Annotated in this window: 13 protein-coding genes and 1 pseudogene; 7 read left to right on the forward strand and 7 right to left on the reverse strand. The window is 43.4% G+C overall.

Going from position 1 to position 14,694, the window contains the following annotated elements; translation table 11 throughout:
- Window positions 1-195: 195 nt before the first annotated feature.
- The 3 genes from trpS to QQ041_RS16950 all read right to left on the reverse strand — a co-directional run bounded on the left by trpS (window position 196) and on the right by QQ041_RS16950 (window position 3,780).
- The gene (trpS, locus tag QQ041_RS16940; RefSeq protein ID WP_102267544.1) at window positions 196-1,218 is read right to left on the reverse strand and encodes a tryptophan--tRNA ligase; all 1,023 of its coding nucleotides are present in this window, start codon (window positions 1,216-1,218) and stop codon (window positions 196-198) included.
- A 296-nt stretch (window positions 1,219-1,514) separates the two neighbouring features.
- Window positions 1,515-2,288 carry a hypothetical protein gene (locus QQ041_RS16945; RefSeq protein ID WP_285954550.1) on the reverse strand — a complete coding sequence of 258 codons (774 nt, stop codon included), beginning with the start codon at window positions 2,286-2,288 and terminating at the stop codon, window positions 1,515-1,517.
- A gap of 160 nt (window positions 2,289-2,448) precedes the next feature.
- A complete protein-coding gene (locus QQ041_RS16950) occupies window positions 2,449-3,780 on the reverse strand; it encodes a D-serine ammonia-lyase (RefSeq protein ID WP_285954551.1) in 1,332 nt (443 codons plus the stop codon).
- Between the two features lie 255 nt (window positions 3,781-4,035).
- On the opposite strand from QQ041_RS16950, the gene dsdC reads away from it, so the two are divergent.
- Together dsdC and QQ041_RS16960 are read left to right on the forward strand one after the other, a co-directional pair.
- Window positions 4,036-4,977, forward strand: coding sequence for a DNA-binding transcriptional regulator DsdC (gene dsdC, locus QQ041_RS16955; RefSeq protein ID WP_146491657.1), 942 nt, complete (start codon window positions 4,036-4,038; stop codon window positions 4,975-4,977).
- Between the two features lie 112 nt (window positions 4,978-5,089).
- A pseudogene (locus tag QQ041_RS16960) lies at window positions 5,090-5,295 on the forward strand (MFS transporter); the annotation flags it as partial.
- Window positions 5,296-5,309: 14 nt separating this feature from the next.
- Here the strand turns inward: QQ041_RS16960 and QQ041_RS16965 are convergent.
- The 3 genes from QQ041_RS16965 to QQ041_RS16975 form a co-directional block, all read right to left on the reverse strand.
- Window positions 5,310-6,107: a helix-turn-helix transcriptional regulator gene (locus QQ041_RS16965; protein WP_285954552.1), complete on the reverse strand. Its 798-nt coding sequence runs from the start codon at window positions 6,105-6,107 to the stop codon at window positions 5,310-5,312.
- A gap of 40 nt (window positions 6,108-6,147) precedes the next feature.
- Window positions 6,148-6,681: a YbhB/YbcL family Raf kinase inhibitor-like protein gene (locus tag QQ041_RS16970; RefSeq protein WP_285954553.1), complete on the reverse strand. Its 534-nt coding sequence runs from the start codon at window positions 6,679-6,681 to the stop codon at window positions 6,148-6,150.
- 286 nt (window positions 6,682-6,967) lie between these two features.
- On the reverse strand, window positions 6,968-7,870 hold the full coding sequence (locus QQ041_RS16975; RefSeq protein WP_285954554.1) for a LysR family transcriptional regulator: 903 nt from the start codon (window positions 7,868-7,870) through the stop codon (window positions 6,968-6,970).
- A gap of 128 nt (window positions 7,871-7,998) precedes the next feature.
- On the opposite strand from QQ041_RS16975, the gene QQ041_RS16980 reads away from it, so the two are divergent.
- From QQ041_RS16980 to QQ041_RS17000, 5 genes are all read left to right on the forward strand, one after another.
- Window positions 7,999-9,063 (forward strand): HlyD family secretion protein, encoded by a 1,065-nt coding sequence (locus QQ041_RS16980; protein ID WP_285954555.1) that lies wholly within the window; start codon window positions 7,999-8,001, stop codon window positions 9,061-9,063.
- Window positions 9,064-9,066: 3 nt separating this feature from the next.
- Window positions 9,067-10,617, forward strand: coding sequence for a DHA2 family efflux MFS transporter permease subunit (locus QQ041_RS16985; RefSeq protein ID WP_285954556.1), 1,551 nt, complete (start codon window positions 9,067-9,069; stop codon window positions 10,615-10,617).
- Window positions 10,618-10,905: 288 nt separating this feature from the next.
- Window positions 10,906-12,495 (forward strand): response regulator, encoded by a 1,590-nt coding sequence (locus QQ041_RS16990; protein WP_285954557.1) that lies wholly within the window; start codon window positions 10,906-10,908, stop codon window positions 12,493-12,495.
- Window positions 12,489-12,821: an Hpt domain-containing protein gene (locus QQ041_RS16995; RefSeq protein ID WP_285954558.1), complete on the forward strand. Its 333-nt coding sequence runs from the start codon at window positions 12,489-12,491 to the stop codon at window positions 12,819-12,821. The genes QQ041_RS16990 and QQ041_RS16995 overlap by 7 nt, the downstream gene beginning before the upstream one ends.
- Before the next feature lie 409 nt (window positions 12,822-13,230).
- On the forward strand, window positions 13,231-14,127 hold the full coding sequence (locus QQ041_RS17000; protein WP_285954559.1) for an RNA polymerase sigma factor RpoD/SigA: 897 nt from the start codon (window positions 13,231-13,233) through the stop codon (window positions 14,125-14,127).
- A gap of 190 nt (window positions 14,128-14,317) precedes the next feature.
- On the opposite strand, the gene QQ041_RS17005 is transcribed toward QQ041_RS17000, so the two are convergent.
- The gene (locus tag QQ041_RS17005) at window positions 14,318-14,665 is read right to left on the reverse strand and encodes a hypothetical protein (RefSeq protein ID WP_285954560.1); all 348 of its coding nucleotides are present in this window, start codon (window positions 14,663-14,665) and stop codon (window positions 14,318-14,320) included.
- Window positions 14,666-14,694 lie beyond the last annotated feature (29 nt).

Here is a 14,694-nt window from a genome sequence, read left to right on the forward strand (position 1 = left end):
TATAAATAGGAAATGATAAATCGCACAGTAATAAGCATTAAAACCAATCCAAAGAAGTCACGTGAACGATAACCTCTTTGATAGTTTCACACAGGTCGGGTAACCGATAGCGAGATCAGATCGCTATCGGGCAGTGGTCTGATGAATAAGTGAAGGATGAAATGTGAATAGATGAAGAATAATCGCTGATGAAACTTACAAGATGTTCAGGCCAAATAGTTCTTTAACATCAAACAACACGGTTTCGGTTCTTTCTCTCGAGACTTGTGTACCTTGGCGTAAGATATCGATGAGTTGCGCTTTGTCATCCAACAGTTCGGCTCTGCGCGCTCTTATCGGGCGAATCATCTCTTGTAGACACTCTTCCAATACCTTTTTAGTTTGGCCATCCCCTAACCCGCCTCTGCGGTAGTGATCTTTTAGTTCATTGACGTAGTGAGCGTCAGTATGGAAAGCATCAAGATAGGTAAACACGATGTTCCCTTCTACTTGGCCCGGATCTTCGATTCGTAGATGATTTGGGTCGGTATACATGGATTTCACTGCTGCTCGAATCTCTTTCTCGGTCGCACCTAAGTTGATAGCGTTGCCCATTGATTTGGACATCTTGCTCTTACCGTCCGTACTCGGAAGCCGAGAGGCGTTGCTAAGCAGAGGTTTACACTCATTTAAGATTGGCTTGCCCGCGAGTGAGTTAACTTTTCTCACGATCTCGTTGGTCTGCTCTAGCATCGGCAATTGGTCGTCACCAACAGGAATCAAAGTCGCGTTAAAGGCTGTGATATCAGCCGCTTGTGAAATCGGATAAGTAAGAAAACCAGCCGGAATTGAGCGACCAAATTCCTTGTTTTGAATCTCACTTTTAACGGTTGGATTGCGTTCCAAACGAGCGATAGACACAAGGTTGCTGTAGAACATGGTAAGTTCAGCCAGTGCTGGTAATTGCGATTGAAGGCAGATTGTGGTTTTTGTTGGGTCGATACCTACCGCTAGATAATCAGCCACCACATTGAGAATGTTAGACGATACCTTGGCAGAATTATGAGCGTTGTCAGTAAGCCCTTGCATGTCGGCAACCAATATCGTTTGGTCGTGAATATGCTGCAACGAAGTGCGCTGCTGAAGTGAGCCAACATAGTGACCCAGATGTAAAGGGCCTGTCGCTCGGTCGCCCGTCAGAATAATTTCAGGTTTGTTCGTGTTTTGAGGTGTTTTCATAAGGTATCTCCAAGTAATAAAAGCTACTGGAGATAAAAAGAGACGACATTCTTGGTGACATTCTTCACTACCTTCCAGCAGCTAAAGAATGTGAGTATTCCGTGCTGCTCTAAATAGAGCACCACCAAAAGAAAATTGAAGTTGAAGCGGAATTAAATTTCATGATTAAAACCTACCAATAATAAGAGTTAGCGACAACCCTTTTATTGGTAGACAATAAAACTAACGTACCGAAACCGGTTTTCAAGGCGTTTCAAAACAGGAACTATTGAATATGCACATCGTAAGTAAATGTATTAATTACATAAATCAATAATTCTAGAACGCATTGCTTGGTTGACGTTAAAGTGAGCATTCAAAAACTCGAGCTGTGCCAGAGCCGATTCAGCAGTACGCTCGTAACCTTGTGTAAAGCTTGGTAGCAATTGAGCAAACTTAGGAAAGCGTACTTCTAGCCTTCTATCCGACATAAATTCATCAACGAATTCAGGCTCAGACTGTTCCGTTTGCTCCACAAGACCAATCAAGCGATCGAGTGCGTAAGATTGAACGAACCGACTGCCCGACAGCTTTTCACCTCGATTATAGCGAGACATACCCACATAAAGATTGGTTAGTGCCTCACCAATGAGCCACTCTTGAGTGTTAGCGTGTGCCTCCCCTTTTACTGGTGGAACACAACACTGCGTATCAAATTCAGGTTGCTGCCAAACAATGCGCCCTTCAGCAAATGGAATATGCGCTAACTCGTGGGGTTCGAATACCGCAAACTCACAGAATATCCCATCGGCATAAAGTACTTTATAGCCATCGACCGTGTTCCTTACGGCATAGTCGATTGGAAGAATGTCAGATAACCAATGCAAGCTGTCTAAGAAATACTGCTTATGCCCCGTTTGCACTATCGCGAAGAAATCCACGTCTGAATATTGATCCAATCGCTCCGTTTCAATGCCAACAGAACCTAGCCCTAACAAGGCGTGCGCCTTACCAGAAGCTCTTAAAGATTCTCCAATCGCATCTAAACGTTGTAGGAGTTTTTCTGGTGTATTTGGTTGTTGTACTGGCATCGCTCTATCCCTATCAAATTGAGTGCCACTCAACCTAACTGACAGTGATAACAAGGATGAAGTCTAATTTATAAAATCTGTGTTTTAGGTAACGATCTGCGCAACTTATTGTTTCATTGAAGCGGATAAAACAGCCACGAGCACCCGCTTTTTATTCAATTTATAACGAAGACTTCGTTAAATACGCTGCCATTTCTTGCTCTGGGACCATACCGCCGCCTGTCGCCCAAACAAGATGAGTCGCGTTAGTTAACGTAGATTCAGTTATACCTAACCTCTCCAGATATTCTCGGTTGTGTTCGACATGCACTGCGCCCGGCATACCAGCCAATGCAGAAGGCTCTAATTGAATGCCTTCAGCTCGATTCAATTCACTTAACAGTTGATACATACGTTCGTCGGTTAATGTGTAGTAACCATCCAATAAACGTTCCATCGTCCGGCCAACAAAACCAGACGCACGACCTACTGCAAGTCCGTCTGCTGCTGTTAGGTTATCAATACCCAGATCTTGAACCGAGATTTCATCATGTAAGCCAGTATGGACACCTAGCAACATACAAGGCGAATGAGTCGGCTCAGCAAAAATACAGTGAACATCATCACCAAACGCCATCTTTAAACCAAATGCCACACCACCAGGGCCGCCACCAACACCACATGGCAAGTAAACGAACAATGGGTGCTCTTTATCGACGACAATCTGTTGTTGTTCGAATTGTTGTTTGAGCCTCTCTCCCGCCACAGAATAACCAAGGAACAAGGTTTGAGAGTTCTCATCATCAATGAAGAAACATCGCGGGTCTTGCTCTGCTTCTTTACGACCTTGTTCTACCGCAACACCGTAGTCTTGTTCGTACTCAACGACATTAACGCCGTGCTCACGCAGTTTGTTCTTCTTCCACGCTCTTGCATCAGCAGACATATGAACAGACACTGTAAAACCTAGCTTGGCACTCATGATACCGATCGACATGCCTAGGTTACCCGTTGAACCTACCGCAATGCTATATTGTTGGAAGAAGTTACGAAACTCAGGTTCGAGCAACTTGCTGTAGTCATCGCTCTCACACAGTAACCCGGCTTCAATCGCAAGACTCTCGGCATGCGTTAGTACTTCATAAATACCACCACGCGCTTTGATTGAACCAGAAATCGGCAAGTGGCTGTCTTTCTTCATCATCAAGCGCCCTTTTATTGGCTGCTGATAATGAGCTTCTAATGCCAACTTCATTGCAGGGATATCGATAAGCTCAGATTCGATGATGCCATTCGTCACATGAGTTTCAGGAAATGCCTTCGCCAGATAAGGGGCAAACCTTTGTAACCTCAAACTCGCATCATGAATATCTTGTTCGCCCAATCCCACATAAGGTAAACCGCGCTCCAGAGTCGTCACATTTGGGTTAAACCAAACCACTTCTTCCAATGCAATTAATTGTTGAAGTAATGGGAAGTCTGAGATGAGTTTATCGATATTCAATTCAGTCATGGGTGACCTTCTCTGGTAAAGCGCGTACTGCGCAGGTTCAATCATTAGTAACACTATTTAAACGGGATTTTGGTGTTTGTTCAAACGACGAAAAATCACACTTACATGAACTAAATTCATCTATGACCTAATAGTTCGAGAATTAACTCAGCTAAAGCAAGTTATGATTAACTATAACTCATAGATAGAGCTATGATATGACATCCACGATGTGTATCGAATTCCTCTTGTTTGAACCAAGGTGCCCTTAACGACATGTATAGCGAAGACAACCTGTACTCCAAAAATCAACGCTTAAACAGCCACCAGCTGTCAAAACTGCACACGTTTGAAGTGGCGGCTCGACATGGTTCTTTTTCACTTGCAGCCCAAGAATTATCGATGACACCAAGTGCGGTTTCTCATCGTATCAACAAGCTCGAAAGAGAAATGGATATACAGCTGTTTGAACGTGCGCACCGAAAAATCGCTCTAACAAGCGAAGGCAAACGCATCTATGCCGCATTGAGCCGCACCTTGAATGATCTAAACCAAGAGATTTTAGATGTTAAGAACGACGAAATATCGGGCACACTCACGATCTATTCACGGCCGACATTTGCGCAGAGTTGGCTAGTACCTCGGATAGCGGACTTCAAACAACGTTACCCATCAATCACATTAAAGCTGCTAACGGGCAATGAAAATATCAGCTTTCAAGGACACGGTATCGATATTGCCATCTACTTCGATGATCTTTTTCCCGATAAACTTTTCTGCCAAGCATTCATGCACGAGAGCATGACTCCGGTTTGTAGCATTCAATACGCTGAGTTACACGGGCTTAATCAACAACCAGAGAACCTCAATAGAGCCACGTTACTGCATGACAACCAAGCATGGAACTACGATTCGAACCGCAATGAATGGGAAGTGTGGGCACAAGCGAACAAACTCAGCACTGTGCATTCAAACTCTAACATCGAGTTTGACCGTTCAGATCTCGCGATACTGGCAGCTATAAACAATGCAGGTATTGCCATTGGGCGATATAGCGTTGTATCGAAATATCTTAAAGACAATACGCTCATCGCACCGTTTGCTGAACCACCAGTTACGTGCAAACAACAGTATTATTTTGCGACGCCGTCAGAACACCAATCACCAAAAGTTAAAATGTTTATTGAGTGGGCTTTAGAGCAAAGAGATCAAATGTAGGTGTGTATGTTCGGATCGTGTGAGTAATACGGAGTACGTGGAATATGGGAATTCTTGGCACTTAACCTTCGCGGGCCTTTTACGAGCTTAGCTCCGGTGCTTTCTCAGGTTATTGACAGGTTGGCAATTAGCGCTGTTAATGAACTTGGTATTTCCAATATTAGCTTTGATGATCTGGTTGCCTAAAATAAGAAAACGCTCATCTTCGGCCAACAATAACAATAACAAGCAACAAGCAACAAGCAACAAGACAAACCTCTGCCGATGAAGAAGATGATTAAAAGCGGCGTAGCGTGGCAAGTAACGTTAGCGCTTGGGCCAAACAAGAAGGGTTACGGTGTCGCGACTCTATTGCTGACGACGGTTTTGATGTATTCACTTGGCGACAAACCAAATTTCCCTTTAAAGCGCTGACTAAAACGCCCTTCCGATTGGTAACCGCAAGACTGAGCCAACATCGCTACATTCTGTTGTCCGTTTTGCATCAGATAAAGCGCATGACTCAACCGAACTTCAGCCAACACCTCACGATATTGCATACCTTCCAATTTGAGCTTTCGAATCAGCGTTGCTCGGCTCATTGCAAAACGCTCCACCACTGACTCTAGCGGATGCTTCTCATCTGGTGAGAGTGAAAGATAATGGCTGAGCTTTTGGCTAAACGAAACGTTGGCACTGGCAAACAATCGATGCAGCACCGCTTTTTCAGCTAATTGCTGGTACAAGCCCTGCAACCAAAACTGTTGAGTCTCTTTGCTCATGCTCTGTGTATCAAACGAGAACAGCGCGTTGAGTGAGTCTTGTAAGTTTCGATCCGCTTTCACTGTAGGCAGTCCCAGATCATTCGAACGTTCCTCACTTAAATCAAGCATCGCCTGAGAAGGTTGGAATTGAAAGCTGAATACTCGCGACAAGAAACGCCCTTTGTGGGGCATGTTCTCAAAACTTAGTGAAGCTGATACCTCACACAACAGCAGCTCAGAATGTGAGAGCTCTACCGCCGAATCTTTCCAAAACAGGCGCTTACTGCCTGTAATGATCTGAATGATACTAGGGGATAGAATCCTCACATTACGCAGCTTTTGTAACTGCTCTGCACGAAAGATCGTGACTTGATATTGATGATTCATCTCATCCCCTTGTTTACTTATTATCAACTTGTATAAGCTATTAACGTGTATAAGTTGCGGTCAATTTCGCTTTGTCTAAAGCCATACTGTTCAACGTGAACCCAACCACTGCCGACGGCGTATTTTCGTCTAGGTTAAGTTTGTCCGTTGGCAGTGCCCAAACCGTGAACTGGTAGCGGTGCATGCCATCTTTTTCCGGAGGACAAACGCCACCGTATCCAACTGTGCCGTAATCAATACGACCTTCTTTGCCGCCGACTTTAGAGATGTCGACACCGCGAGGTAACTCGTTCACAGTTGCAGGGATATCAAACGCAACCCAGTGCCAGAAGCCACTTTCAGTCGGTGCATCTGGGTCATAAGCCGTGATTGCAAAGCTTTTGGTACCTGCTGGTGCATCTTTCCACATCAACTGTGGTGATAGGTTTTCGCCATCACAACCCCAGCTTGAGTATTCAAAGGTCTTCGCCATTGGATGACCTTCTTGAATGTCATTACTCGTTAGTTCAAACGCCTGGGCAGTGCCTACAGATAAAATGCTAATTACCAATACTGATTTAGTGATTGCTTTCATGATGGTGTTCCTCTGATTAGGTATGAACTCAGTATAGTCTGAGCAACCCGCAAGTGAATAACAATAAGTATACAATTAGCCAAATAGCACGTTCATAATGATACTTACTGAATTTTTCACCATTTTTGAAAAAACATTCAACAATTGCTATTAAAAGAGTACATATTGACGTGCAGGTTAGAAGTCATTTCCAAGGCCTTTAGTCTTACCAAAGAGCCGTTAACGAAGATGACTAGCGTTATGGATTAACACTAACTAAGACTCGCCCCTAACTAATAGTCGCACCCTACTTATGGCCCCCATTTTGAAAGGCAGTCAGTAAATAAGCGATAAAGACCTTCTTACGTTTCGGCATCAACTTCCTGTCTGCATACACTAGGCTTACTGAAACTTCCGGCATCTCATATTCAGGTAACAAACGGATCAGCTTACCTGTTTTAAAGTGCTCACGACAAATGAATTCAGGAAGCACCGCTAAGCCGAGCCCATCCAAACATGCCGTTAAGCATGCCGTGATGGTATTCACCCGCAACTGACACGGCAGATCGATCAAAATTGACTCTCCGCCTTCTAATTGTAAATGCCACTTGGGTAGACGCGCCGCCTTGTTAACCACCTCAATCATTCTAAATGGCGGTTTAAGGTCATTGGGCGAAGAAATTTCACCGAACTGTTCTAAATACTCAGGGCTAGCTACCAATACACGCTTTGATGTTGTGAGGTAGCGAGAAACCAAGCTCGAGTCCACTAGCTCACCAATTTGCGCGTAAAGATCGATCCCCTCCGCAATGATGTCGACTTCTCGATTCGTCAATTCTAAGTTCAAAGTCACGTTTGGGTGCTCTTTTAGGAAGCTGTGGATGTACTTTGCTAATACTTGATGCCCCAACTCGACGGGCAACACAACATTCAACTGCCCTCTGACCAAATCCTGATTGGCTGAAACCTCTAACTCAGCTTGGTTCATGATCTCTTGCATCTGGACACTCGACTGATAAAAGCTCTCCCCCTCTGGCGTTAAGACTAAACTTCGAGTCGAGCGAGTGATCAACCTCACACCTAGGTGCTGTTCCAGCTCGTCTAGCTTCCGGCTGACGGTCGACTTGGTCATGTTCAATGCCTCAGCTGCGTGCGTGAAACTACCACAATCAACAACTTGCGTAAAAACAGTCACAGCATTTAAGTCCATCGTACTTCTCCCAAAGTGCTATTAGTTAGATTTTTGCAACAGTGTTTTCCTTTTTTCCTATCTTATCAATCAATCGAATTCATTTACAATTCGTTACATCTAAATAAAAACAAAATGAGAAATAAAAAATGACAGATAACAACAACGCTTCGCAAACAGTAAGCAAAAAAAAACGTAAAAAAGCTCCGCTTATTGCTACTGCGATCATGCTGTCATTGGGTTTAGCTGGCGCCGGATACTGGTACGGCTATGGTCAGTACTTTGAATCTACCGACAATGCTTATCTACAAGGCGACATCACGAATATTAGCCCTAAAGTATCAGGCTATATTGTTAAGTCTTACGTGAGTGATAACCAATCGGTTAAAGAAGGTGATTTATTAGTTCAAATCGATGACCGTGATTACCAAGCAGCCCTCGCTCAAGCTAATGCCCATTTATCCGTCGTACAATCCGACGTAAAGAACTTAATCGCCCAACAGACGTTACAACGTAGCAAAATAAACCAAGCAGAAAGTGGCGTCGATTCCGCACAAGCAGAATATGAACGTGCTATCCAACAGGTGCAGCGCTCTCGCAGCTTGTTAAAACGCAATTACGCTTCTCAAGATGAAGTCGATAGCATGGTCGCTCAACAAAAAGTGACCCTTGCAGACTTAGAAGAAGCGAAAGCCAACCTTGTCGCAAGTAATGACCAACTCTTCGTTATTGCTAGCGAAATTGAACAAGCCAAAGCCTCAGTAACAGAAGCTCAGGCACAGCAAGATCAAGCACAGCTAAACCTTGACTACACCAAAGTCTACGCACCTACTGATGGCGTCATTGGTAAACGCAGTGTACGTGAAGGCTTGTTGATTCAAGCTGGTGCACCACTTATGAGTTTGGTACCAAACAACCAAGTGTGGATTGAAGCCAACTTCAAAGAGACACAGCTAAGTGGCATTCACAAAGGTCAGACGGTTGAAGTAGAACTGGATGCGTTCCCGGGGCAACCACTTGAAGGCGTTGTCGACAGCTTCTCCCCTGCAACTGGCGCCAAGTTTGCTCTACTGCCACCAGAAAACGCGACCGGTAACTTCACTAAAATCGTTCAACGTGTACCAGTGAAAATTACTATTCCTGATCAGCAAGAGTTGAAAGGTCGACTACTTCCTGGTTTGTCTGTGGTCGCGACCATCGATAAACGAGGCTAAACCATGAGTAACGCTGATGTTGTCACCCAAACCAATGATGATGGAGAGGTTTCAAGACGCCATTGGATCGCCCTATTTGGCGGCTTAATTGGCGCGTTTATGGCGATCTTGGATATTCAGATCACCAACTCGTCTCTCAAAGACATTCAAGGTGCGCTTTCTGCCACCTTAGATGAAAGTTCGTGGATATCTACGTCTTATCTAGTCGCAGAGATGATCGCTATCCCACTCAGTGGTTGGCTTTCAAAAGCGCTTGGTAAACGTCGATATATCACGTGGACGACGGCCATCTTCACCCTCTCATCTTTGTTATGTTCATTTTCATGGAATATGACCTCGATGATCGTGTTCCGTGCGATGCAAGGCTTTAGTGGTGGCGCTTTAATTCCACTTGCCTTTTCTCTGGTGATACAGTTACTACCTGTCAACAAGCGCGCTGTGGGTATGGCACTGTTTGGTGTCACCGCAACGTTTGCTCCGTCGATTGGTCCTACGTTTGGTGGCTGGCTGACTGAGAACTTCTCGTGGCACTATATTTTCTACATCAATATTCCACCCGCCCTACTCGTGAACACCATGATTCGATACGGCTTGGAAGATGAAAAGCTTGACCTTGGTACGCTTAAAAAAGCCGATTGGTTTGGTATTGCGACCATGGCGCTGGGACTAGGTTGTCTAGAAGTGGTTCTAGAAGAAGGTAACCGTGAAGAGTGGTTCAGCTCAAGTTTTATCATTACACTTAGCATTATTTCTGCGGTGAGCTTGGTGTACTTCGTAATAAACGAACTGCAACACAAAAAGCCACTGGTGAACTTGCGGCTATTGCGTGATGGGCAGTTTGCGATGTCCTGTATCGCCTATTTGATTCTAGGGATGGCATTGCTTGGCTCTATCTATGTTCTGCCGATGTATCTCACTCAAATTCAGCAATATAACGCGATGGAAATTGGTGAAGTGTTAATGTGGATGGGTTTCCCACAACTTCTGATATTCCCAATTGTGCCCAAACTAACACAGATCATTAAGCCTAAGTACTTGGTTACCTTTGGCTTCGCGATGTTCGGTTTCAGTTGTTACGTAAATACACACATGACAATTGATTTTGGCGGGCAACAGCTGATTTTGTCTATGGTTCTACGTGCTATTGGTAGCCCGTTTATTATGGTTCCGCTGTCTTTGGTTGCGATGAAGAACATCAGCAAAATGGACACCCCTGACGCTTCGACCTTAACTAACGTAATGCGTAACTTAGGTGGCGCGTTCAGTATTGCGATTATCGCTACGCTGCTGGATAACAAAACCCGTGAGCATCTTGCACACATCAAAGAGTCGCTACCTTCTGTGAGTCAATTAGGTTGGCAAACCCTCAAAGACCAGCAAGCATTCTTTATTCAATCAGGAAGTGATGCCGCGACTGCGATGCAACAAGCGCAAGCAAGCCTACTTGGCACCATGCAACGTGACGCCGCTATCATGGCTTACAACGATGTGTTCTTAATGATGACAGCATTCTTGGCGTTAGCCGCTGTGTTGATTCTTAATATGCGTGATTAGCGCTAGATTTTCGTTAAATAGAGCTTCAAGCAAAGAACAATATTTCGAATAAAAACTCGAACAATTAAATTGAGAGGTAAGCTTATCGACTTGCCTCTTTTTTATTTCTAAAACACGTATAACCCTACAAAAACCAGGCAAAAGTAACCTGCGTTTGAAGTCTTTCATAAATGTTATCGAATACTCCTTAATTACCAATAGTTTATTGAGTGTTTGTATGTGATATTGGCACCTTGACAATGTGCAACTTGACGCCTAAATTAAAAATAACATTTGGTATTGAGGAAAATGGATTTGACCTTACCACCTGACCTACGAGTTTTAATTGTCGACGACTCTAAGAGTGCAACTATTCTTATAAAGCAGCAACTCTCGAGCTTAGGCATTTCACATGATTGCATCTTTATTGCGACCGACTATCGACAAGCTATTAGAGCGGTCGAAACGCACTCTTTTCATGTACTCCTCATCGATTACCACTTAGAGCAATCCTTCACCGGGTTTGAGCTTTTGGGGATCCTGTATCGAAACAGGCTCATCGATCATACTGTGGCCACTATTCTTCTATCAGGGGATATGCGTCAAGAGACGGTATTAACCGCCCTTTCAGGTGAAGCTCACCATTTCATTTCTAAGCCGATTCATACTCAGATGCTGGGTAAAAAGATCCAAAGTGCTGTGTCCGAATCGCAGCAAATTGACCAACTAAATAGCCTATATCCTATTAACACGCCTGAAGTGCTTAAACAGGCGCTAGCGATTCCTAATAACCAGGTGAACGTACAATTCGAAGCGACACTGATCGAGCACTTAATCGCGGGTAAAAAGTGGGACTTGCTTTCAAATGTCCTCACGACTTCCAAAACAAAAATGCACCCGACCAAGTTGGTTGCAGAGGCATTGATTTTAGACAGCTTAGGTAAACCGAACCTAGCGATAGAGAAACTGCACAATTACTTGATTGTTCAGCCACTGTCATTAAACGTGATTGATTGCTTAAGCTGCATCTATGAAAAACATAAGATGTTACTGCCAGCGCTTAAGCTGGCGATACGAGCATTTGAAATGACACCGAGCATAAGCCATCGCGCAATTCGAGCGATCGACTTGGCCGAGAACGTGGACAACACGCACATGTTGATTAAGCTTGGGGAAATGTACGCAACCCACATTTCACCTGCCGACATGGATGTCATTCACTCTATTGGCTCGCACTTTAATTCGTTAAAAGCGACCTACCAGAGAGAGACGAAACTAAAGTACAAACGTATTTTGCTTGAACATGCCAACCAATTCACAGAGTTAGTGAACCTAAAGCTTCCTGTAAAACAACAGCATCAAGTTTTGGCTAGTCTAGCCCTCTTTCAAAGCAACATCTTGCTCGTAGAAAATAGTCCTCACGTTGCCCATAAAAAAGTGATTAGAGCCTCGACACTGTTAGCGAATAATTTCCACAGCCAACCAACTTACTTGCTTACCCAACTATTACCACTGCTCGTCCATTTTGGTGAGTACTCTCTTTATCACTTAGCGGTAGAATGTCTAAAATCTCGTGGAGAAACAGTAAGTCACAAACTTGAGTCCAAAAATGTCGACCCTTCAACGTGTATAAACATTGAAAACTTTGGGTCGATCCAGGAATTAAAGGACTACATTCACAGTTACCCATATTCAGTTGCCGCCAAACTTGACTATATATATGCAGTCCATAGAGCTCATATAGATGAGAAACTTAGCGACGACTATTTAGAAGAGATCTTACAATTAGAACTTCCTCCAAAATGGAATCAATGGATTAGTGATTCATCACGGTATGGTTTTTCCACTAAGCCGCCTAGCCCATTCTCAACATGCAGCCGACAGGAGTCCACATGCTAGACTTTGATGCTTTAAATGCCTATTTAGACAACGACAGAGAAGTCATTTACGCCGTTTTGTCTACCTATCAAGAAGATCATGGCAATTCGCTACAAGAAATCGAAGAGTTGGTTCAGCAACAAGATTGGGGCAAGCTTCATTTTACTGTACACACCTTAAAAGGCATCTTAGCCAGCTTTGGGGAAGAAACGGCCACTGTTGCATTAGAAAGAGTAGAACAAAACACACTCAATAAGCTTGCGCCGCAAAATGATGATCTTTCCGTTATCTACAGCGAAATTAAGATCATTAATCAGCAAATCGATGAGGTTCTTAGCACTTATTAGTCGATAGAATTAAGACTTACTTGGCGGTGCTTAATAGCCGAAACTGCAAAAGAGTTGAGATACTTCGAAACATTGAACCTCGACTCTTGCCATTTTTCTTATCATTTCCCCTCTCGATTATATAGCCAACCGACACCTATGAATTCATGTCAGTTATCTAGGGCAGGAAGTACATAACAGATGCTTTGTAAGCCAGCGATGTTGATGTTTTAAATGAAAAACAACACACTTGATAAGATGAAAATGGTTAAATATTTGTATGCTTCTTTGTGACATAAGTTTGCGAAATTGCATTTTATTTATTGGTAAATAAGAAACTGCTATCTACACTCTAATGAAACCAAGCGTTAATCACTTAGTAGCATAATAATACAATAAAACGTTCAGTCGGCTAGATAAGGACAAGGAAATGGACAACGATAGTTTTGCTGCGTCTCAGGGGCTTACGGATGAAACACCCATTACCGAATCATTTTCTACCAGTGCAGACCCTTATGCTCATTATTTGAAGGATATTATAGGCATCAATCTACTGTCGCGTGAAGATGAGGTGTATTACGCAAAATTAAATCGCGCGGGTGATAAAAAAGCGCGCGATGTCATGATCGAATCAAACCTACGCCTTGTTGTTAAAATCGCAAAGAGTTACCTAAAACGTAAAGGTAATAATTTCACCCTGCTCGACCTGATCGAGGAAGGCAACATTGGCTTGATTAAGGCCATCGACAAATACGATCCAGAACCAGGCTATCGTTTTTCAACCTATGCTGTATGGTGGATCCGCGAAAACATTGAAGCCGCATTAATGAACACTGGTCGTACCGTCAGATTGCCATCGCACGTATGCAAAGAAATAAATAACCTTGCCTCAAAGAGGCTCGATGTTAGTAAGAAAATGCGCAAAGAAATTTCTATTTCTGAACTATCGGATAGTTCTGGTGTTAAGACCAAACGCGTCGATCAACTGGTGGCGTTAAGTGGATTTATTGACGTGACGACGACTGTTGGAACGAGTCATGCACCGATGGCACTAGAACAATGTGAATGTGAATACATCCTCGACCCTCAACAAGATTGTGAAGATCAATCCTTTACCCAAGCTCTAGAACAAATCATCAATACACTTCCTCCACAATTACAAAAGGTGCTCATCCATCGTTTTGGTTTGTTTGATAACAACGTGAAAACGCTAGCTGAAGTGGGCGAAATGTTTGATGTCAATGTTTCTAATGAGCGCGTTAGACAAATGCAGAAAGAAGCAGTCAAAAGAATTCAGAAACGACTCAAATTTGATGGTTGGGTGTAAGTCGCAAACCTGTATAGAATTAGGTGAAAATAACGGTAAGTAAAAACAGTAACGTTAAGTAAAGAAAGAACCTTAAGGGTGAGCCTAAAAGCTTGCCCTTTTTGTTTGCCTGATTCTCTAGAAAAATAAAAGGATCGTAAGCTCGCGAATCCTAAGTCATTAATGGCAAATGCCACTGTGTTAACTTACCTTAATAAGTGACTCGCTCACTGCGCAAAATGAGATAATTGATATAAGTGGTTTCAAGAGAATCTTGCTCCCACACTGATAAAATCCGTTTGGCGGCAAAATAATAATCTTTGTTTCTCAACAACATCCCAACGGTGCGGCTAAGCTTTTCAAATCGAACTTGATCGCTCGCAGAGATGTAGTCATCTTCACTTTCGATAATGGGCGCTAAACCATCAGCAAACCAATTATTCAATATTTCTCGCATCTCTAATTCGGATTCAGGCACATCCACACTCGACAACTCTCGATGTTGAGGTGGTGGCACTATGTACTTCGACGCTTGCGGTGAACTGACATAACGATACATGCCCTCACTCCTTTTTAACTCTCTCTATA

Source organism: Vibrio sp. TMPB1044 (genome assembly GCF_030442075.1).
GTDB classification, from domain to species: Bacteria; Pseudomonadota; Gammaproteobacteria; order Enterobacterales; family Vibrionaceae; genus Vibrio; species Vibrio satsumensis.